Annotated in this window: 18 protein-coding genes and 1 pseudogene; 5 read left to right on the top strand and 14 right to left on the bottom strand. The window is 71.9% G+C overall.

Going from position 1 to position 19,618, the window contains the following annotated elements:
* Positions 1–176 precede the first annotated feature (176 nt).
* A complete protein-coding gene (locus BDK92_RS41225; RefSeq protein ID WP_425462250.1) occupies positions 177–617 on the top strand; it encodes a V-type ATP synthase subunit E family protein in 441 nt (146 codons plus the stop codon).
* On the opposite strand, the gene BDK92_RS22395 is transcribed toward BDK92_RS41225, so the two are convergent.
* From BDK92_RS22395 to BDK92_RS22340, 12 genes and pseudogenes are all read right to left on the bottom strand, one after another.
* Complete coding sequence (locus BDK92_RS22395; RefSeq protein ID WP_121158474.1) at positions 597–1,793, bottom strand: cytochrome P450 family protein; 1,197 nt, start codon at positions 1,791–1,793, stop codon at positions 597–599. The genes BDK92_RS41225 and BDK92_RS22395 overlap by 21 nt on opposite strands.
* Positions 1,794–1,977: 184 nt before the next feature.
* On the bottom strand, positions 1,978–2,982 hold the full coding sequence (locus BDK92_RS22390) for a TerC family protein (protein ID WP_121158473.1): 1,005 nt from the start codon (positions 2,980–2,982) through the stop codon (positions 1,978–1,980).
* Positions 2,983–3,368: 386 nt separating this feature from the next.
* A complete protein-coding gene (locus BDK92_RS22385) occupies positions 3,369–3,623 on the bottom strand; it encodes a hypothetical protein (RefSeq protein ID WP_121162481.1) in 255 nt (84 codons plus the stop codon).
* 133 nt (positions 3,624–3,756) lie between these two features.
* Positions 3,757–4,803, bottom strand: coding sequence for a tRNA (adenosine(37)-N6)-threonylcarbamoyltransferase complex transferase subunit TsaD (gene tsaD, locus BDK92_RS22380; RefSeq protein WP_121158472.1), 1,047 nt, complete (start codon positions 4,801–4,803; stop codon positions 3,757–3,759).
* Positions 4,796–5,230, bottom strand: a complete 435-nt coding sequence (gene rimI, locus BDK92_RS22375; protein ID WP_121158471.1) for a ribosomal protein S18-alanine N-acetyltransferase — start codon at positions 5,228–5,230, stop codon at positions 4,796–4,798. Before rimI ends, tsaD begins: the two co-directional genes overlap by 8 nt.
* On the bottom strand, positions 5,230–5,943 hold the full coding sequence (gene tsaB, locus BDK92_RS22370; RefSeq protein WP_121158470.1) for a tRNA (adenosine(37)-N6)-threonylcarbamoyltransferase complex dimerization subunit type 1 TsaB: 714 nt from the start codon (positions 5,941–5,943) through the stop codon (positions 5,230–5,232). Before tsaB ends, rimI begins: the two co-directional genes overlap by 1 nt.
* A 74-nt stretch (positions 5,944–6,017) precedes the next feature.
* Positions 6,018–6,704, bottom strand: a complete 687-nt coding sequence (gene ung / locus BDK92_RS22365; RefSeq protein ID WP_121158469.1) for a uracil-DNA glycosylase — start codon at positions 6,702–6,704, stop codon at positions 6,018–6,020.
* Positions 6,705–6,869: 165 nt separating this feature from the next.
* Positions 6,870–7,394, bottom strand: coding sequence for a tRNA (adenosine(37)-N6)-threonylcarbamoyltransferase complex ATPase subunit type 1 TsaE (tsaE, locus tag BDK92_RS22360; RefSeq protein ID WP_121158468.1), 525 nt, complete (start codon positions 7,392–7,394; stop codon positions 6,870–6,872).
* Complete coding sequence (locus BDK92_RS22355; RefSeq protein WP_121158467.1) at positions 7,391–8,506, bottom strand: alpha/beta fold hydrolase; 1,116 nt, start codon at positions 8,504–8,506, stop codon at positions 7,391–7,393. Before BDK92_RS22355 ends, tsaE begins: the two co-directional genes overlap by 4 nt.
* Positions 8,507–8,589: 83 nt before the next feature.
* A pseudogene (gene alr, locus BDK92_RS22350) lies at positions 8,590–9,696 on the bottom strand (alanine racemase); the annotation flags it as partial.
* An 88-nt stretch (positions 9,697–9,784) separates the two neighbouring features.
* Positions 9,785–11,245 carry an NAD(P)H-hydrate dehydratase gene (locus BDK92_RS22345; RefSeq protein WP_121158465.1) on the bottom strand — a complete coding sequence of 487 codons (1,461 nt, stop codon included), beginning with the start codon at positions 11,243–11,245 and terminating at the stop codon, positions 9,785–9,787.
* Between the two features lie 148 nt (positions 11,246–11,393).
* Complete coding sequence (locus BDK92_RS22340) at positions 11,394–11,762, bottom strand: holo-ACP synthase (RefSeq protein WP_121158464.1); 369 nt, start codon at positions 11,760–11,762, stop codon at positions 11,394–11,396.
* 170 nt (positions 11,763–11,932) lie between these two features.
* Here BDK92_RS22340 and BDK92_RS22335 point away from each other — a divergent pair, with 170 nt between their 5' ends.
* Together BDK92_RS22335 and BDK92_RS40855 are read left to right on the top strand one after the other, a co-directional pair.
* The gene (locus BDK92_RS22335) at positions 11,933–12,235 is read left to right on the top strand and encodes a type VII secretion target (RefSeq protein ID WP_121158463.1); all 303 of its coding nucleotides are present in this window, start codon (positions 11,933–11,935) and stop codon (positions 12,233–12,235) included.
* A 4-nt stretch (positions 12,236–12,239) separates the two neighbouring features.
* On the top strand, positions 12,240–13,865 hold the full coding sequence (locus BDK92_RS40855; protein ID WP_281278634.1) for an alpha/beta hydrolase: 1,626 nt from the start codon (positions 12,240–12,242) through the stop codon (positions 13,863–13,865).
* A gap of 124 nt (positions 13,866–13,989) precedes the next feature.
* Here BDK92_RS40855 and glmS read toward each other — a convergent pair whose 3' ends face one another.
* Positions 13,990–15,903, bottom strand: a complete 1,914-nt coding sequence (glmS, locus tag BDK92_RS22325; RefSeq protein ID WP_121158462.1) for a glutamine--fructose-6-phosphate transaminase (isomerizing) — start codon at positions 15,901–15,903, stop codon at positions 13,990–13,992.
* A 312-nt stretch (positions 15,904–16,215) separates the two neighbouring features.
* On the opposite strand from glmS, the gene BDK92_RS22320 reads away from it, so the two are divergent.
* Positions 16,216–16,974 (top strand): MmpS family transport accessory protein, encoded by a 759-nt coding sequence (locus BDK92_RS22320; protein WP_121158461.1) that lies wholly within the window; start codon positions 16,216–16,218, stop codon positions 16,972–16,974.
* Between the two features lie 27 nt (positions 16,975–17,001).
* On the top strand, positions 17,002–18,186 hold the full coding sequence (locus BDK92_RS22315; RefSeq protein ID WP_121158460.1) for a pyridoxal phosphate-dependent aminotransferase: 1,185 nt from the start codon (positions 17,002–17,004) through the stop codon (positions 18,184–18,186).
* A gap of 38 nt (positions 18,187–18,224) precedes the next feature.
* Here the strand turns inward: BDK92_RS22315 and glmM are convergent, their stop codons facing one another.
* The gene (gene glmM / locus BDK92_RS22310; RefSeq protein ID WP_121158459.1) at positions 18,225–19,586 is read right to left on the bottom strand and encodes a phosphoglucosamine mutase; all 1,362 of its coding nucleotides are present in this window, start codon (positions 19,584–19,586) and stop codon (positions 18,225–18,227) included.
* Positions 19,587–19,618 lie beyond the last annotated feature (32 nt).

Here is a 19,618-nt window from a genome sequence, read left to right as displayed (position 1 = left end):
CCGCGATCCCTCCTGTGGACTCCGAGAGTCAAGGTGATCGGGATCCCGGTTGGTTGTACCGCAGCGCCGCACAGCGGCACGGATCACATCGCGCGGCCCTATCCGGCCCCGACGCCATGCCCGACAGTGGCACCGGTGAGAGACGCTGAATCCTCCAGACGACACGAGGGAGTGTCATGTCCAGAAAACTGGCTCTTGCCGTGCTCGGAATCGGGCTCGGCCTCAGTCTCGGGGCTCTCACGGACGGCGCTGCCCACCGGTACGCCTGGGCGGCCCTGATAGTGGGGCTGGCCCTGTTCCTCGTACCCGTGAGGAAGGAGACCTCGCTCGGCGCACCGGCGGACGACGGATCCGCCAACCGACGCTCGGACCGCGACGACAAGCGGCCCACCCTGGCCGGGCTCGGGACCCGGGTCGAGCAGATCCTCCGGCTCGCCGAGGAACAGGCAAACGACTATCGCACCGAAGCCCGCCGGGAGGCCGAGGAGATCCGGCAGGCCGCCCGGGTCGACGCCGACGAGATCCTGGGGCCCGCTCGCGACCGCCGCCCCGCGACGCCCGAGGACGACAGTGGCGGGCCGCCCACCGAGGTCGGTTCAGCCGGGGATCACCGGTAGCGCGGTCAGCCCGCGCAGCAGCATGCCCGGCCGCCACGCGATCTCCTCGACCGGCACCGCCAGCCGCATCTTCGGGAACCGGCGGGTCAGGGCGTGGAACGCGATCTGTCCCTCCAACCGGGCCAGTGGGGCGCCGAGGCAGTAGTGGATGCCGTGCCCGAAGGCCAGGTTCGGGGTCACCGGACGGTCCAGGTCGAGCTGGTCCGCGTTGGCGAACCGGTCGCCGTCCCGGTTCGCCGACAGAAGCGAGACCAGCACGAAGGCGCCCTCCGGGATGGCCTGTCCACCGATCTCGGTCGGCGCCATGGCGGTACGGAAGGTGCTGCTCTGCACCGGTCCCTCGTACCGCAGCAGTTCCTCGACGGCGTTCGGGATCAGCTCCGGTTCGGCCACCACCCGGGCCCAGCGCTCCGGTTCGGCCAACAGCAGGAGTGTCCCGTTGCCGATGAGGTTGACCGTGGTCTCGTGCCCGGCGATGAGGAAGAGGTAGACCATCGAGATCAGCTCGTCGTCGGTGAGCCGGTCGTCGTTGTCCCGCGCCTCGATCAGCCCCGAGAGCAGGTCGTCGGCGGGGCGCTCGCGCTTGGCCGCGAGCAACTCCCGGATGTACGCGACGATCGCGATCAGGGCGGGCGGCAGCCCGGCCGGGTTCACCCCGCCGGTGACGATCGCGTCGGACCAGCGACGGAAGCTCGCCTGGTCCTCGCTCGGTACGCCGAGCAGTTCGCAGAGCACCTGGATCGGCAGCGGGAACGCGAAGCTGTCGATCAGGTCCAGCCGGTCGCTACCCTCCATCTCGTCCAGCAGCCGCTCCGACAGTTCCTCGATCCGGGGCCGGAACGCGGCCACCCGTCGTGCCGTGAACGCGCCGGAGACGAGCCGGCGGATCCGGGTGTGGTCGGGTGGGTTGATCGTGAGCATGTGTCGACTGACGGCGCTCGCCACGTCCGGCGGCACCATGTCCCGGTAGCTGAATCCACCAGCCGAGGTGGTCTTGCCGAGCTTGGGGTCGGTCAACGCCCGCTGTGCGTCCTCGTACCGGGTGACCAGCCAGGCGGTGGCGCCGGTGGGCAGGGTCATCTCCATCACCGGACGGTCCCGGCGCAGGTTGGCGAGCACCTCGTGCAGGTCGGCCTTGGCGGATGCGAATGGGTTGACCGCAGCGCTCGTCGACATCTTCCACTCCCCGTTCGTGGGTCGGGTTCGAACGACCGGAATCAATCCTGGTCGCCGTCGCCCGTGTTGTCGAGCCACCGGTCGCCGGAGAACTCCTTCCGTACGCGACGCGGGCCCGCCCGGATGGATGACCATCCGGACGGGCCCGACGCGGGGCGTACGGCTACCGCTCGCCTACCGACCGTCAGTGCGAGCCGACGTCGGCCAGTTCCTTGCGGCGGTCCTTCGATGCCTTGAGCAGGCTGGCCACGGTAGCGATGGTCAGCGAACCGAGAATGACGGTGAGGGAGAGCCAGATCGGGATGTGCGGTGCCCAGCCGACATGTTCGCCGCCGTTGATGAACGGCAGGCTGTTGTCGGCGAGCGCCTCCAGCACCAGCTTGACCCCGATGAAACCGAGTACGACCGCCAGCCCGATGTTCAGGTAGACCAGCCGGTCGAGCAGCCCGCCGAGCAGGAAGTAGAGCTGCCGCAGCCCCATCAGCGCGAAGACGTTGGCGGTGAAGACCAGGTACGGCTCCTTGGTCACGCCGAAGATCGCCGGAATGGAGTCGAGCGCGAAGATCAGGTCGGTGGTGCCAATCGCGATCAGCACGAGCAGCATCGGGGTGAAGAGCCGACGACCGGTCTCGCTCTGAACGGTCAGGCGGGTGCCGTTGAAGGAGTTCGACAGTGGTAGGTGCCGCTGGCTCCACCGGACCAGCGCGTTCTCCTTGACGTCCGCCGCGTCCATCTCGCCCTGCTTGAGGAAGCTGATCGCGGTGTAGACCAGGAAGGCGCCGAAGATGTAGAAGACCCAGGAGAACTGGGAGACCAACGCCGAGCCGGCGGCGATGAAGCCGCCCCGCATCAGCAGGGCGAGCACGATACCGATCAGCAGTACGGTCTGCTGGTACTGCCGGGGTACGGCGAACCGCCCCATGATCACGACGAATACGAAGAGGTTGTCGATCGAGAGGCTGTACTCGGTCAACCAGCCGATGTAGAACTCACCGGCGAACCTCCCGCCCGAGGTGGCCCAGACCCCCAACCCGAACAACAGGGCGAGTACGACGTAGAAGCCGACCCAGAGGCTCGACTCCCGGATGCTCGGCTCGTGCGGTCGCCGACCGATGATCAACAGGTCGAGCAGGAGTACACCGACCAGCACGACAAGCGTGATGATCCAGGTCAGGGCGGAAACGTCCATCTAAATCCTCCGGCAGGCACAGGACATCACCGGCTGACCTGACCCGACTCTGGGGCAGGAACGGTTGATGATGTCGACTCTGGTGACTGTCGGAGGTCTTTTCCGCCACCGAGCCGCGGGAGCTTAGCCCCATGGGGTGACCGATGGCGCCGGGTTTCGGCCCGACTGAGTCGGGCGTCCGCCGTGCTGACGACACCACCGTCGGGGAATACTCCCCTCCTTGCCATCCATTGTTGCCCATCAGCCGCCCCCGGCGTCAAGATTCCGCTCGGCGACAGTGCCGTAACAAGATCGCCTGCGCCGGTCAGGGGCCTCGACTACACACCCCCAAAACCCCACTGACCAGGCAAAACAGGGATGAGGACCGGTCGGGCGAGGGGGTCAGGTCAGCGGTCGACCTGAGCGAAATCCCACACGTGCGGTGGGCGTGCCACCAACCGGGCAGGCGGGTCGGGCAGATCGAGCGGGCTCCCCCGCCACTTGGAAATCACCACGAGCCGGTGGTCGGTGGAGGAGAAGACCTCACTCGACATGTGCAGCGGGTGATGATCGAAGTCGGGCAGCGCATCCTCGGTGACCCAGGCGATCAGGTCGGCGAATCCGGCGGGCTCCGCCCGCGCCTCCCACATCCGCACGATCACGTCCGCCATCTCCGTTCCCTCTTTCCGGCGTGCCGCCACGAGCCCACCCGGGCGACGATCTGATCGAACGGCTCCGATGCCGCCGGCAGACTACACGCCCACCACGATCGAAGACCCGCTCGACCAGGATCGACTACACGCTCACCACGGTCAGCGGCAGGGCGGAGTCGGCGGGAAGGTCGAGCCGGCTCGGCGCGACCCCGGCGGCCACCAGATGCGAGCCGAGCGCCGCCACCATCGCCCCGTTGTCCGTACAGAGCTTGGGTCGGGGCACCCGCACCCTGATGCCGTACTTCGCCGCGCGCTCCTCGGCCAGCACCCGCAGCCGCGAATTGGCCGCCACACCGCCACCGATCACCAACGTCTCGATGCCCCGGCTGCGGCAGGCGTCGATCGCCTTGGCGGTCAGCACGTCACAGACCGCCTCCTGGAACGAGGCGGCCACGTCGGCGACCGGCACCGGCTCACCCGCCCGCTGACGGGCCTCCACCCAACGAGCGACCGCGGTCTTGAGCCCGGAGAAGGAGAAGTCGAACCGGTGCGCGGCGAGGTCCTTCGGCGCGGTCAGTCCACGCGGGAAGGGGATCGCCGAGGCGTCGCCGGCCCGCGCCTCCCGGTCGATCGGCGGTCCGCCCGGGAACGGCAGGCCGAGCAGCCGCGCCACCTTGTCGAACGCCTCACCGGCGGCGTCGTCGATGGTCGCCCCGAGCGGGGTGACCCCGGTCGCCAGGTCGTCCACCAGCAACAACGACGAGTGGCCACCGGAGACCAGCATGGCGATCGCCGGCTCCGGCAACGGGCCGTGCTCCAGGGTGTCGACCGCGACATGGGCGGCGAGGTGGTTCACCCCGTACACCGGTTTGTCCGCGGCGACCGCGTAGCCCTTCGCCGCGGCCACCCCCACCAACAGCGCCCCGGCCAGACCCGGGCCGGCGGTGACCGCGATCGCGTCGATGTCGGCCAGGGTCACACCCGCGTCGTCCAGCGCCCGCTGCATGGTCGGCACCATCGCCTCCAGGTGCGCCCGGCTGGCCACCTCCGGCACCACCCCACCGAACCGGGCATGCTGGTCGACACTGGACGCCAGCGCGTCGGCGAGCAGGGTGTGGCCGCGTACGATCCCGACCCCGGTCTCGTCGCAGGAGGTCTCGATCCCCAGGATCAGCGGCTCGTCAGCCATCTCGCATCATCACCAGCGCGTCGGTGTTACTCGGTTGGTAGTAGCCACGGCGGACGCCGACCGGCTCGAAGCCGTACGCCGCGTAGAGCTTCTGGGCACCGGCGTTGTCCACCGCCACCTCCAGCATCGTCCTGGGTACGCCGCGCCGGGCCGCCTCGGCGAGCAACGCCTCCAGCAGGGCACGTCCGACACCGCCGCGCTGGGCGTCCCGGCGGACCGCGATGTTCTGCACCCACGCCTCGTCCGGCGTCACCGCCAGCCCGGCGTAGCCGATCAGCACGCCCTCGTCGTCCAGCGCCACCAGGTAGTGGTGCCCGCTCGCCAGCTCGCTCCAGAACATGCCCGGCGTCCACTGCTCGGCACCGAACAGGTCGGCCTCGATCGTCAGCACGTCGTCGATGTGCCACCAGCGGAACCGGGTCAGCATCACGGCAGCACCGACTTGTGCACCGTCGCCGCCACCGCGTCCGGGCGCCGCAGGTAGAGCGGGACCAGTGGCTCGCCGGGCGCACCGGCGCGGATCCGCTCGGCGGCGAGTTCGGCCAGCGCGTACGGCGACGGGTACGTCGGTTCGGGCAGCAGCGGCAGGGCCAGCGTGTCGGCGTACCGCTGGGCGCCCTCGCCCACCGCGACCGTCGCGCCCAGCTCGGCCATCCGCCCGGCGACCGCCGAGGGCGCGTCGACGGCCGGTCCGGCCACCCGCTCACCGGCGGCGTCGAAGAGCGCCCAGTAGATCTCCCGGCGACGGGCGTCGGAGGCGACCAGCACACGTCGACCGGTGCCGGCCTCCTGGCCCGGCGCCGCCGCTGCCCCGAGCACGGCCTCCCGACCGAGCGCGTCGAGGGAACCGACACCGTAGGTCGGAATGGCGAGCACCTGGCCCATGGTCGCCGCGGTCACCAGGCCGACCCGCAGGCCGGTGAACGGCCCGGGGCCGAGCCCGGCGACGATCGCGGCCAGATCGGTCGGACGCGCACCGGCCTCGGCCAGCACCGCTTCGATCTGCGGGGCGAGCAGTTCACCGTGGGCACGGGCGTCGACCGTGCGACGCTCGGCGCGGAGCACGACCCGGTCGGCCGTCACCTCCGCCAGCGCCGCGGTCACCGCCGGGGTCGACGAGTCCACCACGAGTACGAGCACCCAAGAACCCTAGCCCGACCCCGATTACCGCCCGTCACGGCCCGGCCGGTGCACGGCCGCCGATCCGAACGGGGTCAGGCGGCGGTCCGCTCCCAGTCGATGGTGGGCAGGCCAGCGTCGGCGAGCGCCTTGTTCGCCGCGCTGAACGGACGGCTGCCGAGGAACCCGCGCGGGTTCATCGGGCTGGGGTGGCCCGCCTCCAGCACCACGTGCGCCGGGTTGGTGATCAGCTCCCGCTTCTTGCGCGCGTAACCGCCCCAGAGCAGGAAGACCACCCGCTCCGAGCGGGCGTCCAGAGCCCGGATGGTGGCGTCGGTGAACGCCTCCCAGCCCCTGTTCGCGTGCGAGCCCGGGGTGGCCTGCCGGACCGTGAGTACGGCGTTGAGCAGCAGCACCCCCTGGGCCGCCCAGCCGGAGAGGTTGCCGCCACGCGGCGCCGGCACACTCAGGTCCTCGGCCAGTTCCTTGAAGACGTTGCGCAACGACGGCGGGACCGACACCCCCTCCCGGACGCTGAAACTCAGCCCGTGGGCCTGACCCGCCTTGTGGTAGGGGTCCTGCCCCAGGATCAGCACCCGGCAGTCCTGCGGCGCGCAGAGCCGGTAGGCCGAGAAGAGATCCTCGACCGGCGGGAAGACGGTCTGGGTGGCGTATTCGTCGGCCACGAACTCGGCCAGTTCGGCGGTGCGGGCCGGGTCCAGGTGCGGCTCCAGCACGGTGCGCCACTCCGACGGGAGCAGGGCGGGCAGATCGAGGGTCATCGGCAACCTTCCGGGATCGGTCAAACGCTCGCCCGCACTCTAAAAGCCCCCTACGACAGCACGCGAGTAAGGAAGGGCCCCTTGTTATCGCATCTGGCATAGGAAGGGCCCCTTGTTAACCCGCGCCGGTGGGAACAGCGGCGGGCGGAAGGGGCAGTGAGAGGCTCAGGAGAGGGTGGCTAGACGGTCGACCCAGTCTCCACCGACCGGAACCAGCTCGATCAGCCGGGAGTCGTCGTCCCGCCGGTCGATCCGGACCCGCAGGTGCGCGTCGACCAACTGCTCGACCATGCCCTCGCCCCACTCGACCACGGTGACCGCGTCGTCCACCGACGCGTCGAGGTCCAGGTCGTCGATCTCGGCCCGCGGGTCGACCGCGTCACCGAGGCGGTACGCGTCGGCGTGCACCAGCGCCGGTCGGCCGCTCGCCGGCCCGGGGCGGTGCACCCGGGCGATCACGAAGGTGGGTGAGGTGACGTCGCCGATCACCCCGAGGCCGGCACCGATCCCCTGGGTCAGCGCGGTCTTCCCCGCGCCGAGCGGCCCGGTGAGCACCAGCAGGTCCCCGGCGCGCAGCAGGGCGGCGAGCCGTCGCCCGAAGGCCCGGGTCTCCTCCACGGTGGAAAGTTCGACGATGGGAAACACCGGGGCGTTCGGGGCCGCCGGGACGGTCGGGTCAACCACGTTCATCGGGCCAGTCTGTCAAGGAAGTCGAGCAGGGCCGCGTTGACCTCGTCCGCGTGCTCGAGCATCACCACGTGGCCCCCGTCGGGGACCTTGACGTACTCGGCGTCGGGCAGCCGGCGCAGGATCTCCTCCGAGTGGGTCACCGGAGTGATCATGTCCTGGTCGCCGACGATGACCAGGGTCGGCGTGTTCTTCAGCGCCGTCAGGGCCGGGTAGCGGGCATGGGTGTAGAGCGTCCGCAGGTAGCGGGCGACGGTCTCGGCCGAGGTGCCGGCGTTCATCCGTTCGACGTACGACACCAGCGCGGGGCTCGGGTTCGAGGTGCCGAAGCCGTACCGGCGGGTGAGCAGCCAGGCCATGTTGGCGGAGGCCTTCCGGGCCCGGTCGATCATGCCGCCGGTGAGCTTGGTGGCGTTGTTGACCAGCGGCAGGAGCGGGGTGCCGAGCCGCCCGATGATGGCCGGCAGGCCGATCTTCGTCTCCTCCAGCAGTCCGCCGGAGGTGGCCATCAGCACGGTACCGACGACCCTGCTGTCGAACATCTCCGGATACCGCTCGGCGAACGCCATGATGGTCATACCGCCCATCGAGTGCCCCACCAGCACAAGCGGGCCCTCCGGCACCAGTTGGTCGATGACCGACCGGAGCGTCTCGCCAAGCGCGGGCAGCTCGTACTCGCCCGTTTCGAGCTTGCCGGAGCGGCCGTGACCGGGCTGGTCGTAGAAGACCAGGCGGTGCTCCCCGCGCTCGGCGACCGCCTTGCGCTGGAAGTGGAAGGTGCCCATGTCGAGGCAGAAGCCGTGCACGAAGACCACGGTCGGCCGGGGCGGGGCGTCCGGATCGGTCACCTCGACCAGTTCCACGTGGATGTCGGTGCCGTCGGCCGTCTCGACGGTGCACGCGCTGTCGTACGGCAACTCGCCGAAATCCTCCTCCGCGTACGGGTCGTCCGGTACCGCCTTGGCACGGCGTACCACCGCCCGTTCGGCGGCCAGTCCGGCGGCCACCCCGGCCACCGCGACACCGACCGCCGCGCCGACGATCCCGGCCGCCCTGGCCAGCCCCGAACGGGGTACGCCCCGGCTCAGCCTGCCCCGGATACCCGCTCGGCTCATCGGGACACCTCGGGCGTCACGGACACCGCCTCGGCGGCACCGGCGAGGGGGGTGGCGGACGGCGGCGCGACCGGAACCGGTGCCCCGTCGTAGACCCGGGGCACCCGGACGCCCCCGAACCGGGTCACGATCTCGTAGTTGATCGTGTCGGCGGCCTCGGCCCAGTCGTCGGCGGTGGGTGCGCCGTCGGTCCCGTCACCGAAGAGGGTAACCACGTCGCCGGCGGCCACCGGGTCGTCTCCGCAGTCGAGCACGAACTGGTCCATGCAGACCCGGCCCGCGACCCGGCGTATCCCTCCGGCGACCTGGACCGGACCGGCGTTGGAGGCGTGCCGGGGCACTCCGTCGGCGTAACCGAGCGGCACCACGGCCAGGGTGGTCTCGCGTTCGGTGAAGTAGGTGTGGCCGTACGAGACGCCGGTGCCGGCTGGCACCCGCTTGGTCAGCATCACCCGGGCGCGTGCGGTCATCGCCGGGCGGAGCCCGTACTGCTCGCCGGCGATCGGCGAGAGGCCGTAGACGGAGACGCCGGGCCGGACCAGGTCGAAGTGGGTGTCCCGGCGGGTGAGGGTGGCGGCGGAGTTGGCCAGGTGCCGGTAGCGGGGGCGGATCCCGACCCGCTCGGCGAGGGCGAGCGCCTCGTGGAAGACGGCGAGTTGCCGGTCGACCGTGGGGTGGCCGGGGGCGTCGGCGTGGACGAAGTGACTCCACACCCCGACGACCTCGATCAACCCGTCGGCCTCGGCCTTGGCCGCCGCCTCGATCAGCGCCGGCCAGTCGTCGATGGTCGCACCACCCCGGGAGAGGCCCGTGTCGATCTTGACATGGACCCGGGCCGGGCGCCCGGCGAACCGGCTCGCGGTGATCATCTCGCCGAGCTGGTCCAGGCTGGCCGCGCCGAGGTCGACACCGGCCACCAGCCCCTCGTGCAGCGGCACCCCGGGCGGAAGCAACCAGGCCAGCACCGGCGCGGTGATCCCGGACCGACGTAGGGTCAGCGCCTCGTCCAGGGTGCAGACACCGAGCCAGTCGGCTCCGGCGTCCAGCGCCGCGTACGCCGCCGGCAACATGCCGTGGCCGTACCCGTCCCCCTTCACCACCGCCATCAACTCGGCGTCCGTCCCGGCGCGCAGCCGGGACACGTTCTCCCGGATAGCGTCAAGATCGACACGCAGTTCAGCCTGCCACATGAGGCCAGACTACTGATGAGGATCAGGATGGGGACCGGACAACCGGCCGGCAACACCGGTCAGGTCGCCGCGCGGTCCCGGGGCCCGCTCAGCGCGGGACCACCTCCCGCAGCGCGGTGACCACGTCGGGCGCGGTGACCGGCCCCCGCCGGGCCGCCTCCCGTCCGGCCAGTCCATGCAGGTACGCGGCCATGATCGCGGCCCGGTCCGCCGGCAGCCCCGCGGCGAGCAGCGACCCGAGCAGGCCGGAGAGCACGTCACCGGTGCCTCCGGTGGCGAGTGCCGAGGTACCCGTGGGATTGACCACCGCCCGGCCGTCCGGGGTGGCGACCACCGTACGGTCGCCCTTGAGTAGCACCACCGCGTCCATCCAGGCGGCCAGCCGCAGCGCCGCGCCGACCCGGTCCTCGCCCGGTGTCTCCCCGCAGAGCCGGGCGAACTCCCGATCGTGCGGGGTGATCACGATCGGCGCGTCCCGCTGCCGCAGCCGCTCCGCCATCGACCCGTCGACCAGCAGGGTCAACGCGTCGGCGTCCAGGATCGCCGGCACCGGCGCGGCGAGTACGCAGCGCAACTCGGCGGCGGCCGACTCCCCGGTGCCGAGCCCGGAGCCGCAGACCCACGCCTGTACCCGGCCGGCGTCGGCCACCCGCCCGGTGGCGATCACCGACGGATGCTGACGCAGCACCTCCTCGCGGGCGCTGCCGGCGTAGCGGACCAGACCGGTGGGCCCGGCCAGCGCACCGCCGACGGAGAGCACCGCCGCGCCCGGGTACGTCGCCGAACCGGTCGCCACCCCGACCACGCCCCGGCTGTACTTCTCCGACTCCGGACCGGACCACGGCCACCAGTCGAACACGTCCGACCACTCGGTGACGTGCAGCGCCGGACTGCCCCGCAGCCACGGCTCCAGACCGATGTCGACAAGCTCGACCTGCCCGGCCCGGACCGCCGCAGGCCCCACCACGAGTGCCGGTTTCAGCGCGCCGAACGCGACGGTCACGTCGGCGGTCACCGCCCCGCTGCCGTCGTTCGTGGGCGCCACGTGCCCGGTGTCCACCTCGACTCCGCTGGGTACGTCCACCGCGACCACCACCGCCCGCCGCCCGGCCCGGCCGCGCAGCCCGGCGAGCCGGGCGACCAGTCGGGCGGCCCGTTCGCGCAGCCCTCCGCTGGACCCGATCCCGACGATCCCGTCCAGGACGAGGTCGGCCCGGTCCGGCAGATTCTCGACGGTACGACCACCGGCGGCCCGAAACGCGGCGAGTCCGCCATGGTGTGCCCGGTCCGGGTCGAGCAGCAGGGCCCGGACCGCCGCTCCCCGCGCGGCGAGCCGGGCGCCGGCGTAGAGCGCGTCCCCGCCGTTGTCACCGGAGCCGACGAGCAGCAGCACGGCGGCGCCGTACACCCCGCCCCGCTCGTCGAGGAGCAACGCGCACCGGCGGGCCAGTCCGGCGGCGGCACGTTGCATCAGCGTGCCCGGTGGCAGGGTCGCCATCAGGGCGGCCTCCGCCCGTCGTACGTCCGACACCCGCCAGGCCGGCTTCACCTGGTCACCCGCCCGGTCCGCGCCGGTCGCGCCCGGCCCACCCGTCCGCTCATCGCCGTACCCTCCGCTCGTTTTCGCCGTCGCGCCGCGCAAGGCCGTCGCGCCGTCCCCACCCCCATCTCTCGGAGGTACGGCGGTCCGCCCGGAGCTACCGCTCCGCCACCACCATCGCCGACGCGATGCCACCGTCGTGTGACAACGAGAGGTGCCACCGGTTGACGCCGCGTTCGGCGGCGACGGCGGCGACCGTGCCGGAGACGGTCAGCCAGGGCCTGCCGTCCGGGTCGGCGACCACCTCGCAGTCGTGCCAGTGCAGGCCGGCAGGGGCGCCGAGCGCCTTCGCCACCGCCTCCTTCGCGGCGAAACGGGCGGCGAGCGATTCCGGCGAGCGTGGGTTGCCGGACCCGGTGAACCGCTCGGCCTCCGTGAACAACCGGTCGGCCAGGAGCGGCGTACGCGCCAGCGCACGGGTGAACCGGTCGACGAGGACCACGTCGATGCCGACTGCGACGATCACCGTCCCACCCTAGCCGGCTCACCTGGGCGCGCAGATTAGCTCCCGGCCTCTTGCCGGACAACCCCTGTGGACAACCGGCGGGCACGTACCCGCCCGGTTGTCCACAGGGCTTCCGAGCAGCGACGACACCGCCTAGCGTCCGTCGCATCGACGTCGGTTTGGGGGCAGGCATGCACGACGATCTAGTCCAGGTGCGGACCGGGGAGCTGCGTGGGGCGGCCGACCGCCTCGTCGGCACCGGATACCGGCTCGGCCACGGGCCGGCCGGCGGCGCGGCCGGGGCGGCGCTACTGGTTCCGGCGCCAGGATGGGCCGCCGCGTCGGCCCTGTCGGGGCTCGAGTCGGCCGTCCACGAATGGTTCGCGGAGATCGGCGGCCGGACCGCGCAGACCGCCGACGGGCTGCGTGCCGCCGCCGACGGCTACGACGCCGCCGACGACCGGGCCGCGACCCGGCTCAGCGCTGGACGGTGAACCCGTGATCGGGTACGCACAGCTCTGGTCGGCCGATCCGGCGGCCTGGCGGGCGGCCGGTGCCACCTGGCGGGGTGTGGCCGGACTGACCGACCGACGGGTCGCCGAGGTGACCGGGACCGCCGCCGAACTGCGTGCCGGCTGGGCCGGCCCGGCCGGACAGGCGGCCGACCGGCGGCTGCACGGGCTCGCGAGCGAACTCGTCGGCAGCCGGCCGGTCTTCATCGAGGTCGAGCAGATCCTCACCGAATACGCGGCCCGGATCAGCACCGCCAAGGCGATGCTGGACGCGACCGTCCGCGACGCCGCCAGCCGGGGCGTACGGGTGGACCGGCGTGGCGTGGCGTCAGCGGACCCGGCGGCGCAGCCGGACCGCCGCGACCCGACCGCGACGCGGCAGCCGGGCGGGCCGGAGCCGGCGGCCGTGCCGGAGATCGCGGCCGGGATAGCGGCGGCACTGGAACTGGCGACGACGGCGGACCGCGAGGCGGCCCGGCGGCTGGCCGACCTGGCCGCCGGGGCGGGCGCCGGCTGGGCCACCGCGCCGCCGGCCGGCCCTCCGCCACCGGGCAGCGATCCGGCGGTGGTGCGACGTTGGTGGGCCGGGCTCACCCCGGCGCAGCGGCGGTGGCTGGTGGCGCACGAGCCGGCCCTGGTCGGACGTCTGGACGGGGTGCCGGTGGGCGATCGGGACCAGGCGAACCGGCTGTTGCTCGAACGCCAGCGGGGGACGCTGCTGGCCGAACGCTCCGCCCTGCTGAGCGGCCGGATCACCCCGGCGGTGGCGGTCGAACTCGCCCGGATCGAACGGACGCTCGCCGGGTTCGACGTGCTCGGTGACCGGCTCGTCGCCGACACCGGTCCCCGTGCCTACCTGCTCGGCCTGGACCCGGCCGGCGACGGGCGCGCGGTCGTCGCGCTCGGCGACCCCGACCAGGCGGAGAACGTGCTGACGTACGTGCCGGGAATGACCACCGACCTGCCCACCATCGCCGGGGAACTGGGCCGGGCCGAGCTGATGGCGGCCCGCTGCGCCGACCTGGCACCGACCGAACGGACCGCCGTGGTGCTCTGGCTCGACTACGACGCACCGGACTTCCTCGACCAGGCGCTCCACCCCCGGCAGGCCCACGACGCCGGGCCGGCCCTGCACAGCTTCCAGGAGGGGCTGCGCGCCACCCACGAAGGGCCGCCGGCCCGGCAGACCGTGCTCGGCCACAGCTATGGGTCGCTGGTGGTCGGGACGACGGCACGCGATCACGGCATCGCGGCCGACCAGGTGGTATTCATCGGCTCGCCCGGCGTCGGCGTCGACCGGGCCGCCGATCTGCACCTGCCGCCGGACCGGGTCTGGGCCGGCACCGCGGGTGACGACGTGATTCGGCACGCCGCGGGTCCGGTCGAGTTGCTCGGGCGCCTCGCCGTCAGCGGCGTACTGCCCGGCGTTGGCGCGATGATCGCGTGGGGCCGTCCGGCCGAGGACCTCTGGTTCGGCGCCGACCCGAGCGGAGCCGACTTCGGTGCCCGGGTGTTCGGCGCGGGGACGGACGGTCACACCGGCTACTGGAACGCCGGCAACCCGGCGCTGGACTCGATCGCCCGGATCACCCTCGACGGTCGGGCCCGTTAGGTGTTCCGTGTTCCGCACCGGCCCGGCGCCCGTACCGAACACGTGGGCGGTCCGCGTGGGCGGTCCACCCCGGGCACGAGCGCCGGGAGCCGGTCCGGGACAGTTCAGACCGGGTCGCGCCGGCTCACTCGACGGTGACCGACTTGGCCAGGTTGCGCGGCTGGTCGACGTCGTGCCCCCGGGCTGCCGCGATCTCGCAGGCGAGCACCTGCAACGGGACCGTGGTGACCAGCGGGGCGAGCAGGGTCGGCGTACGCGGCACCGTGATCAGGTGGTCGGCATAGGGCAGGACGGCGGTGTCGCCCTCCTCGGCGATCACGATGGTCCGGGCACCACGGGCCCGTACCTCCTGGATGTTCGACACGATCTTGTCGTGCAGCATGCCGCGACCGGCCGGGGAGGGCACCACGCAGACCACTGGCGTGCCCTGGTCGATCAGGGCGATCGGGCCGTGCTTGAGCTCACCGGCGGCGAAGCCCTCGGCGTGCATGTACGCCAGTTCCTTCAGCTTCAGTGCGCCTTCCAGCGCCACCGGGTAGCCGACGTGGCGTCCGATGAAGAGCACCGTCGGCGCGGACTTCAGGTCCCGCGCCAGCTCACGTACGGGCTCGATGTCGGCGAGCAGGTCCCGCAGCTTGCCCGGCATCTCCTGGAGCTGGGCCACCACCGCACCGACCTCGTCGGCGTACTTGACCCCACGGACCTGGGCCAGGTGCAGCCCGATCAGGTAACAGGCCACCAACTGGGTCAGGAACGCCTTGGTGGACGCGACCGCGATCTCCGGCCCGCTGTGGGTGTAGAGCACCGCGTCGGACTCACGCGGGATGGTGGAGCCGTTGGTGTTGCAGATGGCCAGGACCCGGGCCTTCTGCTCCTTGGCGTGCCGGAGCGCCATCAGGGTGTCCATCGTCTCGCCCGACTGCGAGATCGCCACCACCAGCGTGGACCGGTCGAGCACCGGATCGCGGTAGCGGAACTCGCTGGCCAACTCGACCTCGCACGGAATCCGGGTCCAGTGCTCGATCGCGTACTTCGCCACCAGCCCCGCGTGGTACGCCGTACCGCAGGCGACGATGAAGATCTTGTCCACGTCCCGGAGGTCCTGGTCGGTCAGGCGGACCTCGTCGAGCATGATCTCGCCGCCCTCGGTGAGCCGGCCGAGCAGCGTGTCGGCGACCGCCTGCGGCTGCTCGGCGATCTCCTTGAGCATGAAGTAGTCGTAGCCGCCCTTCTCGGCGGCCGAGGCGTCCCAGTCGATGTGGAAGTTCTTGCCGATCGCCGGGGTGCCGTCGAAGTCGGTGATCTCGATGCTCTCCGCCGTGATCAGAACCACCTGGTCCTGACCAAGTTCGACCGCCTCACGGGTGTGCTCGATGAACGCGGAGACGTCGCTGGCCAGGTAGTTCTCCCCATCGCCCCGACCCACCACCAGGGGCGAGTTGCGCCGCGCGCCGACCACCGCGCCGGGAATCGCGGCGTCGACCGCGAGCAGGGTGAACGCGCCCTCCAACCGCTGGCTGACCGTACGCATCGCCGCCGCGAGCAGTTGCGGTCCGTCCGGCTCTCCTGCGGCGCGCAACTCGGCCAGCGCGGCGGCGAGCAGGTGGGCGGCGCACTCGGTGTCGGTGTCGCTGTCGAACTCCACCCCGTCGGCCTCCAACTCGGCCCGAAGCTTGGCGAAGTTCTCGATGATGCCGTTGTGGATGACGGCGACCCGGCCGTCCCGGGACTGGTGCGGGTGGGCGTTACGGTCGGTCGGCCCGCCGTGGGTGGCCCAACGGGTGTGGCCGATGCCGGTGGTGCCGTCGCCGATACCGAGCTTCGGGGCAGGGCAGCCGTCCGGGTCGGCACTCACCCGCTCCGCCAGGGTCTTCTCCAGATTGGCGAGCTTGCCGGCCTTCTTCTCGGTCAGCAACTCGTCGTCGCAGACGATCGCCACCCCAGCCGAGTCGTAGCCGCGGTACTCCAGTCGCCGCAACCCGTCCAGCACGATGTTCAGCGCCGGGCGGGCGCCGACGTACCCCACGATTCCACACATAACCCGGAGCTTAGTCGAACTCCGCTCAGCATGGGTGCTCGAAAGCCCACCTATCAAGCATCTCTTATGAGCAATAGGTGAATCCGGGGGAGCAACGGGACGCCACTCGCAGTCCCGGGCCTGGCGGACGGCGTGCCGGAATACGCCACGATCCCGGTGCCAGTATCGCCAGGTATCGCCCGTGGCGCTCCGTGTGGCCAATATCGCTCGTTGTCGCCAAGTCGCTTGCCGGCCGTCCAGCTGTCCGGGACGGTGAGAGTGGCCCTGCGGGCCCCGCGTAACCGGCGCCACCGACGCCCCTGGAGCGAGCCGATGACCGAACCGGCACCACCGCAGCCGCCCACCGAACCCGCCCCCACCACCGATCCCGCCGCCGATCCCACCACCGATCCCGCCGCCGATCCCGCCGCCGATCCCGCCGCCGAAGCCTCCCGCGCCGCCGAGGCCACTCCGGCACCGCTGGCCGAGCTGTCGCCGTGGGCGCGGCCGTCGTCGCCGACCTACCTGCCCGCCCCGATCGAGCACCAGGCCACCGCTGCGCCGACCACTCCCCCGGTGCCCTGGCCGGGCCCGCCCGAACCCGTACGCCGACGCGCCGGCGCTGGCCTCGTTGCCGTACTCGCGGCGCTGCTCTGTGGCGTTGTCGGGGTGGCCGGGACACTTCTGGTCCACCACCAACGCGACGTGGACGACCGGCGCACCGCGTCCGCCCCGCTGCCGAGCGGGCAGGGCGGCGGTCCGCTCGCGCCGGACACCGCCCAACCGCCGGACGTCGGACCGACCGGGGTCACCGGTACCCGGGTGACGTACCAGGTCAGCGGGGACGAGCCGGTCCAGATCAACTATCTGGAGTACCCGAACTTCCCCCGCCAGGTCGACACCACCTTCCTGCCGTGGCAGGTGGAGTTCGCCATGCCCGATCCGGGGGTGGTGACCGTCCTCGCGACCCGGGCCAGCACCGAACCGGGAGAGATCACCTGTCGGATCACGGTGGACGGCGAGGAGGTGGTGAGCAACCAGGCCAGCGGGGCGTACGCGACCGCGACCTGCGCCGCGCTGACCATCGACTGAACCGGCTTCCGGTCCTAGGCTGGCCGGATGACCACCACCACCCACGATCCGCTGGTGCAGCGGATGCGTGCCTTCGGCACCACCATCTTCACGGAGATGTCGGCGTTGGCGGTACGCACCGGCGCGGTCAACCTCGGACAGGGTTTCCCGGACACCGACGGTCCGGCGGAGATGCTCGCCGCCGCCGCTGACGCCCTGCGTTCCGGACAGAACCAGTACCCGCCGCTGCCCGGTATCGCGCCGCTACGGGCGGCGGTCGCCGAGCACCAGCGCCGGTTCTGGGGGCTCTCGTACGACCCGGACGGTGAGGTGGTGGTCACTGCCGGCGCCACCGAGGCCGTCGCCGCCGCACTGCTCGGTCTCTGCGAAGCGGGTGACGAGGTGGTCTGCTTCGAGCCGTACTACGACTCGTACGCCGCCTCGATCGCCCTGGCCGGAGCGGTCCGCCGGCCGGTCACGCTCCGCCCGGCGGCCGACGGCCGGTACGTCTTCGACCCCGACGAGCTGCGCGCCGCGTTCGGACCACGCACCCGGCTGGTCCTGCTCAACTCCCCGCACAACCCGACCGGCAAGGTCTTCACCGCCGACGAGCTGGCCCTGGTCGCGGAACTCTGCCAGGAGTACGACACCTACGCGGTCACCGACGAGGTGTACGAGCATCTCGTCTACACCGACTCCGCGACTCCGCACCTCCCCCTGGCCGGGCTGCCCGGGATGGCGGAACGGACGCTGCGGGTCTCGTCGGCGGGCAAGACCTTCTCCTGCACCGGTTGGAAGGTCGGCTGGGCCAGCGGCCCCGCCGCGCTGGTCTCCGCGGTGCAGCGGGTCAAGCAGTTCCTGACCTTCGTCAACGGTGCCCCGCTCCAACCGGCGGTCGCGGTGGCGCTGGCCCTGCCGGACAGCTACTTCGACAACTTCCGGGCCGCCCACCAGGCCCGGCGCGACCAGCTCAGCGCAGGGCTCGCCGACGCCGGGTTCGACGTGCTGGCGGCGGAGGGTACGTACTTCGTGACCACCGACATCAGCGCGCTCGGTGGCCGGGACGGGATCGAGTTCTGCCGTACGCTGCCCGAACGGTGCGGGGTGGTGGCGATCCCGAGCCAGGTTTTCTACGACGACGTCGACGCCGGGCGTCGGCTGGTCCGATTCGCCTTCTGCAAGCGCCCCGAGGTGCTCACCGAGGCGGTGAGCCGGCTCCGTACGCTCCGCTGACCCCGACCGGACCGGTCGGGGACCCGACTGGTGCGGGGCTAGGCGACGGCGACCGGGCTGGCGAGGCGTACCTCGGCCGCGATCCGCTCGGCGACCGCCTGCGCGACCTCCTGGGTGGCGGCCTCGACCATCACCCGGACCAGCGGTTCGGTGCCGGACGGCCGGAGCAGCACCCGACCGGTTTCGCCCAGCTCCGCCTCGGCCCGCTCGGTCGCGGCGAGTACGGACGACGCCCCGGCGCCCACGGTGCGGTCCTCGACCGGAACGTTGATCAGCACCTGCGGCAGCTTCGTCATCACCGACGCCAGGTCGGCGAGGGAGCGCTTGGTCTCCGCCATCCGCGACATGAGCTGGAGGGCGGTGAGCAGCCCGTCGCCGGTGGTGGCGAACTCGGGAAGCACGATGTGCCCGCTCTGCTCGCCGCCGAGGGCGAGGCCGGAGGCGCGCAGCTCCTCCAGGACGTACCGGTCGCCGACCTTGGTTTCGATCAGCCGGATGCCCTGCTGGGACATGGCGATGCGCAGACCGAGGTTGCTCATCACGGTGGCGACCAGGGTGTCCTGGGTGAGCGTCCCGGCGTCGCGCATGGCCACCGCGAGAATGGCCATGACCTGGTCGCCGTCGATCTCCTGACCGTCGGCGGTGACCGCGATGCACCGGTCGGCGTCGCCGTCGTGCGCGATGCCGAGGTCCGCCCCGTGCTCGACCACGGCGGCCTGGAGGTTGGCCAGGTGGTTCGAGCCGCAGTCGTCGTTGATGTTGATCCCGTCCGGCTCGGCGTGGATCGCGATCACCTCGGCACCGGCCTCCCGGTACGCCACCGGCGCCAGGTCGGAGGCGGCGCCGTTGGCGCAGTCCACCACTACCTTGAGTCCGTCGAGCGGGTGGGAGATGCTGCCGACGAGGTGCTGGATGTAGTGGTCGGCGCCGTCGAGCAGGTCGTGCACCCGCCCGATGTCGGCGCCGGTGGGGCGGTGCCAGTCGGCCGAGCCGTTCAGCTCGATGGCCGCCTCGATCTTCAGTTCGGCCTCGTCGGGGAGCTTGTGTCCGCCGGCCGCGAAGAGCTTGATCCCGTTGTCCGGCATCGGGTTGTGCGAGGCGGAGAGCATCACACCCAGGTCCGCCTTGGCCTCACCGACCAGGTACGCGACCGCCGGTGTGGGGAGTACCCCGACCCGGACCACGTTCGCCCCGGCGCTGGCGAGGCCGGCCACCACGGCCGCCTCCAGCATCTCGCCGCTGGCCCGGGTGTCCCGGCCCACCACGGCCAACGGCCGGTGACCAAGATCGGACTCGGCCAGGGTGTGCGCTGCCCCGACCGCGACCGCGAGCGCCAACTCGGGGGTCAGGTCGGCGTTCGCACGTCCACGTACGCCATCCGTGCCGAACAACCGGCCCATGCGCGAGTACCTCCGGGGAGCAGACCACTGGA

It is taken from the genome of Micromonospora pisi (assembly GCF_003633685.1).
Lineage (GTDB): Bacteria > Actinomycetota > Actinomycetes > Mycobacteriales > Micromonosporaceae > Micromonospora_G > Micromonospora_G pisi.
Note: the sequence above shows the minus strand (reverse complement) of the source record. Positions and strands in the feature narration are given on the sequence as shown.

Coding starts and splice junctions, on each gene's coding strand:
- BDK92_RS41225 (WP_425462250.1), top strand. CDS start 177: ATGTCCAGAAAACTGGCTCTTGCCGTGCTCGGAATCGGGCTCGGCCTC.
- BDK92_RS22395 (WP_121158474.1), bottom strand. CDS start 1,793: ATGTCGACGAGCGCTGCGGTCAACCCATTCGCATCCGCCAAGGCCGAC.
- BDK92_RS22390 (WP_121158473.1), bottom strand. CDS start 2,982: ATGGACGTTTCCGCCCTGACCTGGATCATCACGCTTGTCGTGCTGGTC.
- tsaD (WP_121158472.1), bottom strand. CDS start 4,803: ATGGCTGACGAGCCGCTGATCCTGGGGATCGAGACCTCCTGCGACGAG.
- rimI (WP_121158471.1), bottom strand. CDS start 5,230: ATGCTGACCCGGTTCCGCTGGTGGCACATCGACGACGTGCTGACGATC.
- ung (WP_121158469.1), bottom strand. CDS start 6,704: ATGACCCTCGATCTGCCCGCCCTGCTCCCGTCGGAGTGGCGCACCGTG.
- tsaE (WP_121158468.1), bottom strand. CDS start 7,394: ATGAACGTGGTTGACCCGACCGTCCCGGCGGCCCCGAACGCCCCGGTG.
- BDK92_RS22355 (WP_121158467.1), bottom strand. CDS start 8,506: ATGAGCCGAGCGGGTATCCGGGGCAGGCTGAGCCGGGGCGTACCCCGT.
- BDK92_RS22335 (WP_121158463.1), top strand. CDS start 11,933: ATGCACGACGATCTAGTCCAGGTGCGGACCGGGGAGCTGCGTGGGGCG.
- glmS (WP_121158462.1), bottom strand. CDS start 15,903: ATGTGTGGAATCGTGGGGTACGTCGGCGCCCGCCCGGCGCTGAACATC.
- BDK92_RS22320 (WP_121158461.1), top strand. CDS start 16,216: ATGACCGAACCGGCACCACCGCAGCCGCCCACCGAACCCGCCCCCACC.
- BDK92_RS22315 (WP_121158460.1), top strand. CDS start 17,002: ATGACCACCACCACCCACGATCCGCTGGTGCAGCGGATGCGTGCCTTC.
- glmM (WP_121158459.1), bottom strand. CDS start 19,586: ATGGGCCGGTTGTTCGGCACGGATGGCGTACGTGGACGTGCGAACGCC.